Origin of the sequence: Pedobacter sp. AW31-3R (assembly GCF_052180285.1) — a bacterium.
Taxonomy (GTDB): domain Bacteria; phylum Bacteroidota; class Bacteroidia; order Sphingobacteriales; family Sphingobacteriaceae; genus Pedobacter.
Window position 1 is genome coordinate 4085556 of sequence record NZ_CP197475.1, and the last position, 17909, is coordinate 4103464.

Annotated in this window: 13 protein-coding genes; 4 read left to right on the forward strand and 9 right to left on the reverse strand. The window is 41.3% G+C overall.

The features are described from left to right. Positions 1-451: 451 nt before the first annotated feature. Positions 452-3523 carry a SusC/RagA family TonB-linked outer membrane protein gene (locus ACSBL2_RS16740; protein ID WP_442587692.1) on the forward strand — a complete coding sequence of 1024 codons (3072 nt, stop codon included), beginning with the start codon at positions 452-454 and terminating at the stop codon, positions 3521-3523. 40 nt (positions 3524-3563) lie between these two features. Beyond that, a complete protein-coding gene (locus ACSBL2_RS16745) occupies positions 3564-5447 on the forward strand; it encodes a RagB/SusD family nutrient uptake outer membrane protein (RefSeq protein ID WP_442587693.1) in 1884 nt (627 codons plus the stop codon). Between the two features lie 102 nt (positions 5448-5549). Here ACSBL2_RS16745 and ACSBL2_RS16750 read toward each other — a convergent pair whose 3' ends face one another. Beyond that, positions 5550-6209, reverse strand: a complete 660-nt coding sequence (locus tag ACSBL2_RS16750) for an LA_2272 family surface repeat-containing protein (protein ID WP_442587694.1) — start codon at positions 6207-6209, stop codon at positions 5550-5552. A 202-nt stretch (positions 6210-6411) separates the two neighbouring features. Here ACSBL2_RS16750 and ACSBL2_RS16755 point away from each other — a divergent pair, with 202 nt between their 5' ends. Further along, positions 6412-7368 carry a hypothetical protein gene (locus ACSBL2_RS16755; protein WP_442587695.1) on the forward strand — a complete coding sequence of 319 codons (957 nt, stop codon included), beginning with the start codon at positions 6412-6414 and terminating at the stop codon, positions 7366-7368. Positions 7369-7382: 14 nt separating this feature from the next. Here ACSBL2_RS16755 and ACSBL2_RS16760 read toward each other — a convergent pair whose 3' ends face one another. Continuing rightward, on the reverse strand, positions 7383-7943 hold the full coding sequence (locus tag ACSBL2_RS16760; RefSeq protein ID WP_442587696.1) for a hypothetical protein: 561 nt from the start codon (positions 7941-7943) through the stop codon (positions 7383-7385). Positions 7944-8213: 270 nt separating this feature from the next. Between ACSBL2_RS16760 and ACSBL2_RS16765 the strand changes: the two genes are divergently transcribed. Beyond that, positions 8214-10103 (forward strand): hypothetical protein, encoded by a 1890-nt coding sequence (locus tag ACSBL2_RS16765; RefSeq protein WP_442587697.1) that lies wholly within the window; start codon positions 8214-8216, stop codon positions 10101-10103. A gap of 785 nt (positions 10104-10888) precedes the next feature. Here ACSBL2_RS16765 and ACSBL2_RS16770 read toward each other — a convergent pair. The 7 genes from ACSBL2_RS16770 to ACSBL2_RS16800 all read right to left on the reverse strand — a co-directional run bounded on the left by ACSBL2_RS16770 (position 10889) and on the right by ACSBL2_RS16800 (position 17906). Further along, complete coding sequence (locus ACSBL2_RS16770) at positions 10889-11647, reverse strand: LytR/AlgR family response regulator transcription factor (protein WP_442587698.1); 759 nt, start codon at positions 11645-11647, stop codon at positions 10889-10891. Next, positions 11628-12653: a sensor histidine kinase gene (locus ACSBL2_RS16775; RefSeq protein WP_442587699.1), complete on the reverse strand. Its 1026-nt coding sequence runs from the start codon at positions 12651-12653 to the stop codon at positions 11628-11630. The genes ACSBL2_RS16770 and ACSBL2_RS16775 overlap by 20 nt, the downstream gene beginning before the upstream one ends. Before the next feature lie 141 nt (positions 12654-12794). Further along, positions 12795-13943 (reverse strand): outer membrane beta-barrel protein, encoded by a 1149-nt coding sequence (locus ACSBL2_RS16780; RefSeq protein WP_442587700.1) that lies wholly within the window; start codon positions 13941-13943, stop codon positions 12795-12797. After that, the gene (locus ACSBL2_RS16785; protein ID WP_442587701.1) at positions 13940-14557 is read right to left on the reverse strand and encodes an RNA polymerase sigma factor; all 618 of its coding nucleotides are present in this window, start codon (positions 14555-14557) and stop codon (positions 13940-13942) included. Before ACSBL2_RS16785 ends, ACSBL2_RS16780 begins: the two co-directional genes overlap by 4 nt. Before the next feature lie 59 nt (positions 14558-14616). Beyond that, complete coding sequence (locus ACSBL2_RS16790; protein WP_442587702.1) at positions 14617-15321, reverse strand: DUF4397 domain-containing protein; 705 nt, start codon at positions 15319-15321, stop codon at positions 14617-14619. 287 nt (positions 15322-15608) lie between these two features. Next, the gene (locus ACSBL2_RS16795) at positions 15609-16940 is read right to left on the reverse strand and encodes a DUF6089 family protein (protein WP_442587703.1); all 1332 of its coding nucleotides are present in this window, start codon (positions 16938-16940) and stop codon (positions 15609-15611) included. 276 nt (positions 16941-17216) lie between these two features. Beyond that, positions 17217-17906 carry a GNAT family N-acetyltransferase gene (locus ACSBL2_RS16800; RefSeq protein ID WP_442587704.1) on the reverse strand — a complete coding sequence of 230 codons (690 nt, stop codon included), beginning with the start codon at positions 17904-17906 and terminating at the stop codon, positions 17217-17219. Positions 17907-17909 lie beyond the last annotated feature (3 nt).

The following is a 17909-nucleotide window of genomic DNA, read 5'->3' on the forward strand; positions in this document are numbered from 1 at the left end:
TCCATTGGCAACATTTCAATTGCTTATACCCACATGAATTCGTTTTAGTCTGAAAAAAAGGTCAGGTATCCAGAAAAAGCTACAGTCCACTGATTTTAATATGATGTTCTTACTGGGGACTACAGCAGAAGTATAAACCTGGCCATATTGCATCACCCGCAGCAATTAAAAAAGGTCAACAATACCAGTCTAAGGAATAAAACATAACAAATATTAACATAAATAAACCAAATATTAATAAAAGAGCGCACAAGAAAGAAACAAACCAACAACGATACCCCCCTTAAAACGCAAAAAAAATCAAAACAACAACTATAAAACACTGATAAACAACAAACAGATACAAACAACCGACTAGAAAAAATTAATATTTAACTAATTCCTGATAAAATACAAGTGATTAGCATCACATTATCGCACTAGATTTAAGGCAACCTAAACCATAATTTTCATGAACCTTAAATTAACAAAACCCAGCTTAAAAACTGTTTTTGGTGTAATCTTTTGCTTAATGATCCCATGGGCAGCATCAGCCCAGAGCAGCACTGTAACAGGAAGAGTAATGAGTGCCGACAGCCTTCCCATTCCCGGGGCCACTGTAAAGATTAAAAATACCACTCAAGGTGTATCTACCTCAAGAGACGGTACATTTTCCATTAGCGCCTTTGGCACGAACATACTCGAGATTTCCGCTATTGGCTTTCTAAAAAAGGAAGTGAACATTGGGGGAAAGCGAGTACTAAACATCTACCTGGAAGAAGATAACCAATCACTGGGTGAAGTAGTCGTGGTAGCTTATGGAAAGCAGAAAAAGTTAAGTCTGACCGGTGCAATATCGAGTATTGGCACCAGAGAACTTACCCAAAGTCCTGTAGCTAACTTAAGCAATGCACTTGCGGGAAGGTTACCCGGATTAACGACCCTACAGAATAGCGGTGAACCAGGATTTGATGGTGCTCAGATCTGGATCCGGGGAATGGCCACATTTACAGGAAGCCAAAGTCCCTTAATTCTGGTAGACGGTGTAGAAAGGGCTTTCTCAGGTATTGACGCCAATGAAGTAGAGAGTATTTCCATCTTAAAAGATGCCTCCTCCACCGCAGTATTCGGTGTAAGGGGAGCAAACGGAGTTGTACTGGTGACCACTAAACGTGGTAAAGAAGGAAAACCATCTATCTCCTTCAGTGCGCAAACCGGTATCCAGGATCCTACCCGTCTCCCGGAATACATGGATTCATTTGATGCACTTTCACTTTATAAAGTCGGATTGATCAATGACGGAAAGAATTCATCAACATATACCGATGAATACCTCAACAAATTCAGGGACAGAAGCAAACCTGCTTATCAATACCTGTATCCCAATGTCAACTGGCTGGATGAACTCCTCAAGTCTAATGCTGCGATGTACCAGGGCAACCTGAATGTAAGTGGGGGAGATAAAACAGTACGTTATTTCACTTCCATTTCTTACCTGAAACAGGAAGGACTTTACAAATTCGCCGATTTATCAGATTATAATATTCAGGCGGTAAATAACAAATATAATTTTCGATCCAACATAGACATCAATATCACTAAAGATCTGAGCATGGAGCTCAACCTTGGTGAGATTGTCTATGACAATAACTATCCCAATGTTTCCGCCGGCGCATTATTTTCAGATATGCAGGGAATTCCACCTTTTTTGTACCCCATGCAAAATCCGGACGGCACAGTTGCCTACCTACCTGCCAAACCTTACAATCCATACGGCAGACTAACGCAGGGTGGATACCAGCGTAACTTCCAGAATACCTTACAGGCTACAGCAGGCTTTAACCTGAATATGCCTTTTGTGACCAAAGGACTTAGTGCAAAAGTGAGGTTATCATTTGATTCATTCAGTTACCGGAATGTAAACAGAGGAAAATCTTATCTTACTTATCAGTATGCCATAGCAGACGATCAGGAAACTGATCTTACCAAGGGAACTTATACCAAGGTTACCGATGGAACAAATAACCTTGGTTATGATGTTGCTGCCAATAGTGAGCGAAGAACCCAGGTAGAAGCCTATTTAAACTACGACAGGACTTTCGGACAAAAACATGCCATAACCGGGATGCTGCTCTACCAGCAGCAGTCTTTCTTTGATGACGTCGCTTCAGGAAATGCAATCCTGGGTCTCCCGTATAAATACAACGGGATCATCGGACGTGTAACCTATGCATATGACAATAAATACTTCGGAGAAGTCAATTTTGGATATAATGGTTCCGAAAATTTTCCTGACGGACAACGATACGATCTTTTTCCTGCTTTTTCTGCTGGTTACCTCCTGTCAAACGAAAGCTTTTTCAAAGATAAAATCAAATTTATTGATGTTTTAAAGCTGAGAGCTTCTGCAGGAACCGTAGGTAATGATAAAATCGGAGGATCAAGGTTCCTGTATCAAAGCACATGGAACCTGGGTGGAACAGGATACCAGTTCGGACGCAATCGGGATGGAGTGTCCTATGGCGGCACTGTAGAAGACCAAACAGGAAACATGGCGGTTACCTGGGAAAAATCCAACAAATACAATCTGGGATTAGACCTTACATTACTTAAAAACATCACTTTCACGGGCGATGTGTTTTATGAAAAAAGAACTAATATTTTAGCTCCTCCCGGAACATTACCCACAACACTCGGTGTAGTCAACCTGCCAAATGTCAATCTGGGTAAAGTAGAAAACAGAGGATATGAGGTTTCCCTTGAATACCGTCAGCAAACCATCAACTATGGATACTTTGTCAAAGGGAATTTCTCTTTTGCCAGAAACAAAATACTGGAAATGGACGAACCTTCCTACCTTGGCCATGAATACCAGAGAAGAACCGGCAGAAGTATAGGAGATCAGTATGGACTTATCGCTCTGGGATTATTCCAGTCTGCCGAAGAAATTCAAAACAGTCCAAGTCAGAGTGCTTATGGAACCATTCAGCCTGGTGATATCAAATATCAGGATATGAATGGGGACAATGTAATCAATTCACTGGATGCTACTTTTCTGGGACGACCGTCTACAGCAGAGAAAATCCTGGGCTTTGCATTCGGATTCAATGTTAAAAATTTTGATATCAGTGTATTATTTCAAGGCGCATTCGGTGGTAATGTATGGTTTACCGGCCCAAGGATATGGCCTTTTTCTGGTGATTCAGGAGTACTTGAGGATATCAATGGTAACTACTGGACCACAACACATACAGATGCAAAATACCCCCGGATTTCCTCAGCTGCCAATGCCAACAATAACCAGATTTCTAACTACTGGCTGTATTCCTCTGATTATCTGAGATTAAAAAATATCGAATTTGGGTATACCCTTCCCAAATCATTCACAAAAAAGATCGGCATTAACAGTGCAAGAATCTTCGTCAATGGCCTGAATCTGGCTACCTGGGATAACATTAAAATCTTTGATCCTGAATCTCCTAATGACTCTGGAAACTATCCGCAGCAGCGGGTATTCAATGGAGGTATTTCCATCAGTCTTTAACAATCTATCTACATATAAAAACACCTAAATAAAAACGAATATGAACAGAGTGCTAAAAATAAAAATGATCGGTATAGCTTTGCTGCTATTGAGCATCATTAGTTCCTGTAAAAAGTTCCTGGATGTTGTACCTTCAGAGCTGGTGACTGACGAACAAGTATGGGGAAATATTAATAATGCAAACGGGGTTCTGGCCAACCTCTATTACCTGCTTCCCGGAGTACTTGTTCCCGGCGGAGGTTCACTGGAAGAAATTACTGCAGCAACAGATGAGAGTTATCACCATTGGGGTGCAGGATATTATCCACTCTATTATAATAACGGAGCATGGAATCCGGGCTTTAACCCTTATGACAACTGGGCAAGTCAATATCAGAATATAAGAAAAGCCAATTTATTCCTGGAAAACATTGATAAAGTTCCTATTCCAGGTGATCAGGCTATATTTTATGCCACTGTTATTCCAAGATACAAGGCAGAGGCAAGGTTCATTAGGGCAATGTTTTATTTTGAACTGTTTAAACGTTATGGGGGTGTTCCGATTCTCACTCAATCCTATAAGCCTACAGATGCAGAAGCATTGAAAATGCCACGCAGTTCAACAGATGACCTGGTAAATTTTATCGTATCAGAATGCGAAGATGTAGCAGCACAATTACCACTAACCTATCCTGACGCAAATCTGGGCAGGATTACCAAAGGTGCTGCACTCGCGCTGGCATCCAGGACACTAACTTACGCTGCCAGTCCGCTATTTAACGGCAATACCAAATATGCGGCTATAAAAAACCAGGATGGCACGGTACTTTTTAACCAGACTTACGACAGAGAAAAATGGAAAAAAGCGGCAGATGAAGCTAAGAAAATCCTGGACCTTAACGCTTACACCTTGTTAAAAGTGGCTGGCGATCCAATCAACAGTTATGCAAGAGTATTCAATACACGCGAATGGAATGAAATTATTCTGGCTAAAACTGTAGCAAACACCAAGGGTCTGGAACAGGAATTAAATCCGTATGGTGGTGTATTTGGTGGATGGGGAAAATACAGTGTGCTACAGGAACTGGTTGACAGTTATGAGATGAAAAATGGATATCCAATTGATCGTCAGGGTTCCGGATATACAACAGAAGGATTCTGGAGTGGTGAACTGTATGGCGGTGGCGGGTATAGCGCGAACGTAACGCTAAGCAATATATCCAATCGCTTCAAAGACCGCGACCCCCGCTTCTATGCTTCGATTGCTTATCAGGGCAGTAAATGGGCAATTGACCATACGAACAATATGCCGATATGGCTCGCCTATTGGGGTGGCAATGGAGGTACCTCACAAGGATGGCCAAAATCTACCGGAACCTATCCGGAGACCGGATATAATGTACGAAAATGGTGTGATCCCTACGTAGATTTGCTCCAATATTGGACCAGTCCCGATGCACAGCGTAACGATCCGATATTCCGTATCGCCGAGACTTACCTCAATTATGCAGAAGCATTGAATGAGTATCACGACGGCCCAACTGCGGAAGCATTTGAAGCAATTAATACCGTTCGGGCACGTGTAGGAATGCCTGGACTTCCGATATTACCCGAAGACAATACCAAAGAAGGTTTCCGTAAACGTGTACAAAATGAGAACAGAATTGAATTTGCTTTTGAGGGACACCGTTTCTGGGATGTAAGGCGATGGTTAATTGGGGAGACTGTAGACAATGGTGTAGTGCATGGTTTAAATGCAAAACCTTCAACTCAGGAACTGAACGCAACAGGCCTTGATGTAAATAGTAAGGAAGCTGGTCTTGCCGTGTTCTACAAAGTAGTCCCTCTTCAAACAAGAGTCTTTAACTATCAGCATTACCTCATGCCAATTCCTCAAACTGAACTGGAAGTGAATACAAAGCTTGTTCAGAATTTTGGCTGGTAAAAGAAGAATCTAAACCCTATACAAATATCACCTCCGGAAGAATATTCTTCCGGAGGTGATATTGTTTGATGGCAATTCCTATGTTTCGGATCCTTTTCCCGGTTATGATTTCCCCTTAAAATTCCAGTTCAGGATAGGCAATTTACGTTTCTGGTTCACATTCCACAACCCAAGCTGTATCCCTTTCAAATCAACTGAATTGTTCATCAATCCTATTTGTAATCCCCTTGCGCGTCGGCCACCATTGCTCACTCCTATTTGCAGCCCATTCATGACCGAACTTTCATTGAACATGGACAGCTGAATACCGTTATTTCGTTCTGAAAAATTCATCATTACACTTAAGCCTATCCCATTCACAGAGCGATTGATCTGTCCAATAAATCCGGCACTTATTCCATTTACCATACAGTCACACACTGTTCCTGCAGGGGATAAATTGAAACCATTGATCCGCTCAGCGGGTGGACTGGCCATCGTTGCTTTATATTGCTGTTCATCTCCCGAAATCGGACTACTTGGTATGAGCGGAACTAAAAGTCCCAGACCAACAGCTTCCAGTCTGATCCCATTGGTCTGCACATTCCTGTACTCCTCCCCTTCATCATCGAGGCCGGAGTACAGGCCCACAGAGATACCCGTAATGTTTTGATTCTGGTGATGGAACGTCCCTACCGGGAAGCGGTTCTTTCTTTCCGGCGACTGTGCCTTTACCATCTGCGCCACTCCAAGGAGTATAAGTAATATCAATTTTGATTTCATAGCTGGTTGTTTTTATATCCAAATATATTCAACTGCTGCCCTGCACATTATCCTTAAACATTCCTGGTGTTATGAACATTCATGTTTTACATTATTTTAAGTAAAAAAACCTTATATTCATCATGTATAAGGTGAAGCAGTTGGGTACATCCCATTTAAAATTGAAACAAATCAATGGGCTTCAACTTTTAGATTATTTATAATGACGGAACAACAGGTTAAATTCTTTCAGGCGATCAGTTCATCTCTGCCGGCGTACCAGAATCTTGCTCAAAGTGTAGCCGAAGTATTGGCCATCAGCACCAATGAGGCGTATAAAAAAGTGAAAGGCAGCAGCACTTTAAATATGAGCCAAATTATAAAGTTATCTGATGCCTTTGGAGTTCTGTTTTTGTACCAGCCGAACCAACTCCCTTCTGTCACTTTCAATTACCTGTATGTCAATCGGGAAACCCCAAACATGTTGGGTTATCTGCAGGACCTACTGGAAAACCTGAGATACATCCAGCAACGCAAGGACAAGCATATCATGATCACCAGCGACGATATCCCCATATTTCATTTCTTCAAATATCCAGAACTGACTGGCTTCAAACTTTTCTTCTGGGCAGATAACTCTGCACTTAAATTTGATTACACTGCGATTAGCGAAGAGATCATTGCCATTGCCCAGGAACTCCATTCTATTTATCTGGAAATCCCAAGCACTGAGATATGGGCGAATGATACCGTATATGGAACCATAGACCAGGTCCGCTATGCTTTTGAAGCCGGACTGATCAGTGACAATGCGCTTGCTGAAAAAATCGTAGAACAAATTCGATACTGCCTCACGGATATGAATATGTATGCCATCAGTGCCAAGAAAACAATTGATCCCAACCATAGCTTCAACTGGTACAATTGTGAAGTGTTGGGCAGCCTTGCTTATTTAATAGAATTCAAGGATAGCATGCGGTGTTACAACAGATTTAACACATTCAACTACCTTAAAACCGACGACCAGTTCTATTGTGCACAGACAAAAGACTGGATGCAGGGCCTGATCAAAAAATCGGTATCTTTCAGTGGGCAGGGCGAAAAACACCGGAATAAATTTTTGTATACTGCTTTTGCAGCATGCGATGGTTTGATTAGCGAGATTAAAGGAGAAGGATGAATGTAACTACCAAACTACCTACTCCTGAAATTAAACTGATAAGCTACCCGCAGGCCAGTCACCGCAATCACGCTATTTGATTGTCCATCAATATCGACGAAATCTGTATTGAATGTAAACTCCCACTGTTGAAGTCTACCACTCTTCAATTGATAGCCCAGGGCTGCTGAACCCGCAATACTACCGTCAATTAAATCCTCATTACCTAATGCCAGGTAAGGAATTAAGCCAAGCTTTACGAACCATTTCGGAGTCATGTAATATCTTGCCGCTACACCAAACTCCAATAAATCAACAGTAGGAATCCCTGGTACCAAATTCGCATGATCGATATAATACCCCCCAACTGCGGAATTCAGGTGTTCATAACCGATGGTCGTTTCAATCCCCCATTTACTCCCTATCGCAATATTACCCTGCAAAGCGAACCCCGCCCCAACATTGTAGTCACTGGTAATGGGCTTGTTTAAGCCTAACCGTAGTCCTATACCGCTTGCTGACTGGCTATACGAGAATTGCGCACAGGAAAGTAAAACGATGACAAATGCAATGATTTTATGGGTAATTATTTTCATGGATATGGATGGAGTACTCTTTGGTCTAAACTTTAGCAAAGCTAATTTATTTTCACCTTATGAAACCATAAACTCGATTAAACATCATAGATAAATGATTATACTTTATAATAAAAATAACAATCGAGTGATCCATTTTCATATAAAATCATTTAAAACTAACACGTCGTCAAATAAATTAAAAATACCTATATGTAGGTATTTTTAAACAAGTCAATCCACCTTAATTTTATTAAAAAAATTATCAATTTAAACTTAAACTACAGCAACATGAAAAGACGCTCTCAGCTCATGCTTCTCATCTTCCTTCTTCTGTGTACGTATTCAAACTTAAAAGCTCAGAACCCAGGGGGTACTCCGCCTCAAAACAATCTAACAAAACAAGACACGACAAAGAATCCCTGCGCCAAATGCGAGGAAATTAAGGACAGGACAAATAACCGGCAACCCTCAATAAATAACCAGAAGATCACAAGAAACAATACATACGTCATAGAATATGATTTTAAAACCAAGACCTACAAAAAAAATAACGTTACCCCATGGATTCACCAGCCAGTGGTCTTTAAGATCATAAACATCAATAGATTATCTTATAATATCAATATTTCATCGAGAGACTCCACCCTGGATTTGGAGGAAAAAACAACAAACGTAGATCAGGTCAAGCCTCCAGAAATAAATGCCGAAAAAGCTACTGAAGCCGCTAAAGATGTCATACAGCCAGCTACATCCCTGATTGGAGTAAAAGATTTAAAAGGAGAAGATGGAAAAAAAATAGAAAACTTGTTGCTGTTACAAACCCAAATATCTAAACTTGAACATAAAAAAAAGATCAAGGAGAAGGATATTGCTGATTTAAAAAAACAACTGGATACATTATCTCAACAAAATATATCATATTCAATCAAGCCAGATTCCAATCTCAACGGAATAGTAACTGAAGATTATTCAACTCGAATGCAAATAAATAACACGATCAGCAAGAGACTAGAAAAAGAAAGCGTTGAAATTTCCAAAGATCTAGTTAAGATCGTTAATGAAATCAAAAATTTACAAAGCAAAAAAGACGAAGAACAAGACCAGAAAAAACAAAATACAGCTAAAGCGATGGTGAATTACAATGACAATGTCGAAGCACTTAAAAAGATATATGAAAATGTGAGGACTACTTATAAGATTATTTGGGATATTTCGAGGAATTATGAAAACCTTGTCAATCTTGCCTCAAATCCTTTACTCAACCATGAACTTGATGCGAAGCAAAAAGAGGTATTGGAAACTTGTCAGAATAATATTACCAAAAACGCAAATGCAGCCAGCGATTTTTACTCGGCAGCTGAAGATTTCAGAAACAATTACAACAACCTGTCAACCAGCGACCTCGAAGACCACATAGAAAGCTCGATCGAATCCAGGCTACAGAAATATCCGGATGCCATGAACGCCAAGGTTGACCAGATGACAAATGTGTTCAAGAATAAAAACGCCAATAGACTTATATCAAAATCTAAAGAACTCCTCACCCTTCTACAGAATAAAGAAACGTTCATCAAAGCATCAGCACCAATTCAACCTTCAAAGGACATGGTAATTTTCGATATAAAAATTACCAGCAAATTTGATAGCCTGCCCTTCCATGATGCAAAAAAATTCACCTATAGGGATTTTGTACGTGGTGGATTGAGATATGATTTCAGTACAGGACTGGTTTTCAGCCTTGGCGTAGGAGACCGTAGCTATAGTAAATCAGCAGTTAGTGACAGTACATTCAAGATTATCCGAAATCAACGACGGAATGTGTATCTTCCTTCAATTGCAGGCATGTTCCACGCCAGTCTGCGGACCTGGAGAACCACTACCATAGGATTTACACTCGGTGCATCAATAAATACCAACGAATTGTCCTTAAACTCTCTTTTTCCCGGATTGAGCCTGATGGTTGGAAAAAGTGAGAAGTGGATTTTAACGCTCGGCCCGGCATTGCAAAGTGTGGATTATTTAAGTTCACCCTACAGCGAAGGTCAAAATTACCCGAACTCAACATTCTCATCAGATGTGGTTCCTGTAGAAAAAACATTCAGGGTTGGAGGATTTATAGGTATTTCTTATAATCTCACTAAGAAACAGAAAGCCAATTTTACCATTAAAAAAGATTAACGCTATCCTGGATTTCCAGGATTGTAGAATGATGCCAGTCAAACCAGCATCATTCTACAACTTGATAACATTTTCCATTAAAAAAACAGCTGTTTAGCGCTGTGCCTTAATTTAACTTTAAATTAATACACACAAGCACTATTTAGCGCCCAGGATCCAATTCCATCTTCAGCATTTAATACACAAAAGTTAATCGGCCAAAACACTATTTATGGGGCGATAAAATCCGGAAGTTGCCCATCCATTTTCCCATTCCAGCGATTTTAACGAAAAAACCTCACCAATCCTATTCTTGATTTCCAATATAAGCCACATTAACTCCCGCTCAGCCTCTTTATTGGCAGACCGCGACCTACGTGTTCAACACAAAAAAAAACTCCTCTAATCGCTTGTATTCAGTTATTTTTTGTTTCTGGTGATTTTCCGGAATGCCCCGGAAGAAGAAAAGATTGCCACCCTGGACCTTGAACATTTTTCCATAATTCGGAGACGCATTGGGATAGGTCCGTATCAATTCCGTAGTGAGTCCGACCTGGGTCCGACCAAAAACAACTAGCTCAAAACAGTCGGACCCAGGTCGGACTCAGCACGCAGCCAGGTCGCAGCTATCCCAATGCGTCTCCGAATAATCTCTATATCTCTTAAGTAAAACAAAACACCATTAATTCGACATTTATTTACATATAACAATTCATTTTGATATCTCCAATACCTCCCAGTGGCATTATTTTTAGCGACGGGATTTAAACTGATTTCTTAAATTCTACCAGCGGTTCAGTAGGTGGCTATTGTTCAATCCAGGCCAGGAAATCCTGGACTTTGAGACGGCTCACGATAATTTTAATGGGAGTTTCGCATGGTAACTTTACAAAAAGTCTCCTGTTGAAATAATGCTCAATATTCTGAACGGACTCCCTGTTGATGATGAACTGGCGGTTGACCCTGAAAAAAGACTGCGGGTTCAGCATATTTTCCATCTGGTCAATGGTATAAGGGAGTGTATAATCCTGATTTGAGAGCGTCCGGAGGGTAACCAATCCTGCAGCGGCATAAATATAACAGATATCAACCACCTTTACGGGAATAATCTTTTCCCTGTAATAGATCAGGAGGGTCTGTTTATAAGAGACCTCCATCTGTACCATTACCTTGTTGAAATTAGTTGTATAGGTCCCGGAAGCGTAATAATCTTTAATGCGGTGATATTTTAGGAGGCTTCGTTCTACCATGGTTTCTTCTAAAGGTTTCAGCAGGTAGTCTACACTATTGGATTCAAAAGCGTGGATAGCATATTCATCAAAAGCAGTGCAAAAGATGATGGGAATCGTCAATGGTACTTCCTTAAAGATTTCGAAACTCAGTCCATCGCCCAGCTGAATATCTGAAAAGATCAAATCAGGTGCAGGATTGTTCCGGAACCAGGAAATGGCTCCGGCCACTGAAGAAAGGATGGGAAAAATAGTAATTTCACTGTCTAGCTTTTCCAAAATCCCTTTCAGTTCCTTCGCTGTTCGTAATTCGTCCTCAATGATAATGACTTTCATTGCTGATAATGGGTAAAGTGACTGTAAAAAACTCTTCGGTCCGGCTAATCGCAATCTCTTTATTAAAGAGCAACCGGAAACGATCATTGATATTCTGCAGCCCAAGATACGTACTTTCCACAGCAACTTTTTTAGGATGATAGGGATTCTGAACAACCAATTCATTGTTTCCATTCAAAAAAACAGAAATATTCAAGGGGTTCTCCATGGAAACCACATTGTGTTTAATTGCATTTTCGATCAGGAGCTGCAGGGACAGCGGAGGGATCAGATAGTTATGGAAATCATCCGGTATTTCAATGGATACATGAAGCGCCCCTTCAAAGCGGACATGTAAGATATACAGATACGCATGGATAAATTTCAGCTCTTCTGAAAGATTTGTGGTCTGGTGCTCATTGATATTCAATAAATAACGGTATACATGCGACAGTTGGATCACAAAATGCTTGGTATCTGCTTCCTCAGTGATCGTCTTTAAAGTACTTAAGGAGTTGAATAAGAAATGGGGACTGATCTGCTGCTGTAGGGACAGTAACTGGGCACGCAGGTGTGCCTGTTTAAACTGCTCATTCTCAATCCTGGTCTGTTGGAGGATATCTTTTGTGGATATGGTATTAAAAACAATAAAAGAAATCATGGTGAGCAGAAAAGAACCCACATAACGTCTCAGAAAGTCAAAAAACGTAGGTTCATAGGGTGCGTCATTGATGTACATACTGGCAGGCACATAAAATATAATGAAATAATTGAGGCCTAAAATAGCGACACTGGCAACGAATACACTGGCCATGGTGTTGGCATCGGTACTGAGTCCCTGAATACGGTTCATCTTGAAATACCCCATGATCAGCCAGCTGATCAGCACAAAAAGTGTAATTGAGATAATGCGTCCGGCATGCTGTACCGATAGTATTTCTACATCCCACTTTCTCATGAGCGTAGTGGTGGCAACAAGGATGCCGATGAGGATAAAACACCACTTCAACTGATAATTCTGAAACATCCTCAAATTTAACAACTTCAACTGTAGAACGTATCATTGCCTCGGTGAACTGTACAAAACTGGCAATGAAATGTGCATCGACCAACTGTTGCAAGTATCAGCCATGCCCAAGAAGCCTTGCAAAAGCCCTTTCTCAAGTGCTTAAAAATCAACTTTAATGTGCAGACCGGCTTGTCCCAGGTGAAGCTTCTGCTCAGCGTAACTGCTAACCGGCAATTTCACATAAGGTTCAAATGATAAGGTATTGCGTTTGCTGATCTTTTGCTGAAATCCGACTGATAGGTTATACAATGCCACATACTTATTTTGTCTTAGTTTTTCTCCGGGCACGAACTCGGTAGATTCCTGGGTATAATTAATGACTTGCATACGTTCTTGTCCGGCTGCATCAATATAGGAGCTTACCGTTGATATATCCTGGCTATAGGTTAATATTTGTTTTTGCGAGAGAATGGAATAGGCGGAAAGGCCCAGCCCCGCGTATATTTTCTTACTGATGCGGTATTGCAATTCCAGGGGGATTTCAATACCGGTCATACTGGCCTGGGTACTTTCAAGCTTCCTTGAGCTATTCTCTATGTTGAACCCTGCTGGTTGCTGTATTTTTTTAGCCCCGCCAAGTTCATTATAATGTATCCCTGAGCTAATGGCCAGTTTACGGTTAACAGCATACGACACCTGGATCCCCAGATTTAAATTGGCTTTTGAGCGGGAATCGATCGCCCGGCCAAGCATCAGGCCAAAACTCCATTTCTTTTCATCCGGTGCAACCCGTGTTTTTTTTGCATTTAACAGACTTTCCTGTTCCAGGAATTCTTCCATACTCATTTTTTTATGGGCAGGTGTTTTTACGATGACGGAAACCACATTATTTTCTGGGTGTTGATGTACTGAGGTATCTGCAATAGGCTGTTTTTCTATCGCTGCAGCAAGGTCTGTATGGTTTGTTGTCCCGGCTATCAATAAAGGCGAACGCATGGCCTGCAAACCTAAGGGCTGGGCAGGTCGCCTCAGGCCGGCCCCATGTTCGCCGACCATAATTGGAGGGTCTTTCGGAATTATTTTTACGGCAGTTGGAAATGTTGTGGTGTTAGGGTGCTGGCTTATTCTATCAGGCCCCAATAAAAAAAGAGCAATGAATAAACAGGCTGCAACCGATATTCTTTTCCACTGGACTATTTTATGCTGCTTGTTTTTGCGGGCACGGAATTCCTCCCAGGCGCCTGGGCGGTAATCAAATTCCAGTTCTTCCAGCTTTGCTTTGATATGCTCAATCCGTTCGTCTTTCATGATACTGATCGGGTTAGGGTTTGCTGATAGAGTATCCGCAAACGTTCTTTAGCACGGCCCAGGTAAACCCGGCTGTTCTTTACCGGTATATGGAGTTCATTGGCGATCTCTTCGTGTTTGAATCCCTCAATTTCATACATGTTAAAAATAATGCGCTGTATCTGCGGCAAATCGTCCAACAGCTTGAGGATATCCTGTGCATTCATCTTGTCCAACACGTTATAATGGTCCGCCAAGCTGTGAACTTCTGTCAGCTCATCGTTAGTTTGGATATTTTTGGATATCCTCAAAAAATCTATTGCCGTTCGGGAAGCTATTTTTGCCATCCATCCCTTAAATGCTTTCAAAAGGTTTTCCGAACCTTCCGGATAAATAAACATTCGTATATTTTTAAAAATCTTGATGAAGCTGTCGTTCACCAGTTCTTCAGCCTGGCTTACATCTTTGTTGTACCTCACGATTACCCCCATTACGTATCCGTAAAATGATTTGTATACCCACTCCTGGCATTGCTCATCATTGTCTGAACATCCAATAAGTATGTCCTGAAGCTTTTCTATGGGCTTCACCTGTAGCTGGCTTTTAAACTTGAACAACAGTGCTTCGGATTTCATTTCAGCTCAAATACCACCCTTAAGCGCTTAAGGGTGGTGGAGTATGGAAGAGTGTATACTTATTTGTTGGTGATCAGTTTCACAGCGAGTTTGGTATTGTCGGTAGCACTTTTAAGTCCGTTTGCCCAGATCGTGTAGATCTTTCCTTTCTCGATCTTCACTTTCTCTAATTTGGCCAGTACCTCAGTCTTGGTGTTTTCTTTGATCTCGAAGGTCAGTTCCGCGCCAGGAGTTACTGCAGCAAATGAGGTTGATTCCTTAAATGCAGTTTTATTGAACAGGTTGGTGGCAACACCGTTAATACCCAAATCCAATGCACCAGCGTCAGGGCTGAGGTTGATAAATCTTACATTTGCTTTATCAGCAGCAGGAGCAGCAAGATTATCTTCTGTCCATACAAACGCTACCTTATCCGGAAGGTCAGCAATGTATAAGGAGTAATTTTTATTGGCTTTAAGTTCCAGTTTTGATTTCAGCAGCACTGCATCCGCGTCTTTTTTAGTGATGCTGAACTCGTAAGCTTTGGAAATGAGGGCACTGTAAGGTATAATGGTACCGAAAGTGAGTGCGCTTTGGTGCGCTTTGGTACCGTCAGCCTTTAAAATAAGCTCAGGACTGCCCGGTGAAGCGTGTACTACTGCCAGGGCAGACTGGCTCTGAGCCGGAGCTGGCTGATCATCATCGTCATCGCTGCAGGCTGTAAAAGTTAGGGCGATGGCCAATAAAGTCACTGTCGGTTTAAAAAAGGTTTTGATTTTTCTCATGATTTTATTTAATCTTTTGTTTACCTGATAAAACGGGGGTCACTGAAAAAGCGCAACAGTGGCAGTAGATTTTTTTTAGAAGTTTTATTCGGCAATTAAGGATTAATCATGATGGATGGAGGTGCTCGCTAATTTTGTTAAATGAGTTCTGGTGTTAAATGAGTTCTGGGAAATTTCCTGGTGTTCGACATCAATGCCTGGATCTTTAATGCAGCATAGCATCAACTAAAAAGGGCTGTATCGTGTGATACAGCCCTTTGCTTTTTCAATAAATATAATGTGGTGGCTTAGAAAAGCGAAAATTCAACCCTTCTGTTTTTCTGACGCCCCTTAGCAGTTTTGTTGGTTGCAATCGGTTGGTTCGGACCATAACCTGTTGCTTCAATTGTTGAAGGATTAGCACCCTGAGATACAAGGTATGCTTTTACCGCTTCTGCCCTGTCTTTCGATAAACGTAAGTTAACAGCCATTGAACCTGTGTTATCTGTGTGGCCTGCCAGTTTCAGGCTGAAGTTTTTCTCTACCAATAATGAAGCTACACGATTTAATGTTGGATAAGATTTCGCTTTGATCGTAGCTTTACCCAAAGCAAATTCTAAGTTGGAAATCGCTTCACCCACTACCTTACGGTCTGCTTCTGTAATGACTACTTTTTCCTTGATGACGGGTGCCGGAACTTTTAAAGGACAACCTGCACCATCGACAACGGTGTTGGCAGGGGTTCCAGGACATTTATCAAATTTGTTGGCAACACCGTCCATATCGTCATCACCCAAATCTTTGGCATACTGTTCCTGATCTCTCAGCCTGTTTTGCTCTGAAGTAGACAATGCTCTTCTTAACTCTGCACTTTCTGCTGCACTTTCCTGACGAACAGCCGCAATAGCACTGAAGTTTTGTAATTGGGAAGTTCCCTTTTTACCTAAGGCAATCTCTACTCCGGCATGTGCATAAGAGAACTTGTCATTGTACGTACCCGCAACACCATCAAATTCACTGGTTCTCATGAAATTCACCGTATAACCCAAATCAATATTCAGGCCTTTGGATACGCTAATTTTTAAACCTGCTCCAATTGGTATGAACCAGTCTTCATCGTAACCTCTGCTAAAACCAACAGGAGTGTTCACAACATTTGGACTGTAGGACATATAACCAGCACCTCCAGTGACATAGGGTGACAGGATGTTACGTTCCTGGTTTAAACTTAGGTTCGCTACCGTGAAGTTTAGGCTTACCGCTGCCGACCAGTCAATACGTGTTTGGAAACTGCTATTGTCCTGTGCCGATCCCGGAGCCAGAGCGTTTGATCTTAATCCCTTTACTTTACCTGCAAGAAAATCTGCCTGGATACCAAATCCCGGAACGATTTGCTTCTTGATATAACCTCCGTAACCCCAGCTCTCCTGTGGAGTATGCCAGTCACCATTAGTTCTGGACCTGTTATTGAATGGAGTGTGATGCGTAAGCATGCCTCCGTTGAGTCCGATAGACCAGGTACGGAAATTTTTTTTATCAAAACGTTTAGTCGTATCCGAGTTTAAGTCTTGAGCGAATAGGGTTCCTGATAGTCCTAGTAAGGATAGGATCAAAGCCGATTTTGTAATTCCTGAGTTCATAGTGTCAGATTAAGTCTATATCAGGTAATACGATAATTTGTTACAGAAGGCTCAACAATTACAAGAAAAAAAATTCAAACCACCAAAACAAAATACATAAAACACTAACAAACAGACAGTTGACAAATGAAAATTTATTACCAATCAAACGTAAATTGGATAAAAATCGATATTTTCATCACCTGAATCCATCATGAAAGTCGATAGACGACCCCTAATCCCCAGCTGTTCAGGGCAGTTAAAAAATCCGTCTACCTAAATCCATCCTTAAAATTTTCAGGGCTGATGGGCTCGGATAAGGTGCCAGAAACTGATGTTACAGCGGGTACGAAAGCCCAGTTTTTCATAAAGCCCAATTGCTGAGGTATTACTTTTCAATACATGTAAGTAAGGTATTTTTCCATCAGCCAATATTTTACTGCTGACACGGGCAACCAGTTGCTTGGCATAACCCCGCCCTGTATAATCCGGATGGGTAACCACCCCACTGATTTCAGTAAAGCGATCCATCTGCATCCGTTCGCCGGCAACAGCGACCAGCTTGTTACCGGTGTATATGCCATAATAGTTACCCATCAGGGCAGTTTCTTTTCTAAAATACCCCGGCTGAACCAGATTCACGAGATCCGATAAATCCTTCAGGTCTTCTTCTTCGAGTAAACGGGTATTTCCTGTATCAATTACTTGTGGAGTATCTAGAAGAAGCATCTGATTACATAACAACTCCTTGTTGATCCTTAGTCCGGAACTGAAATCCGGCCGTTCACCTACGACGTAAAAATTATCATTTAATAATGCATGCTCGTCAATGCCTTGTATCGTCCGGGCGCCTTCATAGGAACCACCAAATGGGGTATAATCGGGATGATAAAATTTAATTCCCCCATAATCTATGGCAAACTGCCTGTGGCTTTCAGTGAGGGAATAATAAACCGGACTATTTAGCTTTAGTATTTCGTTATTCATTTC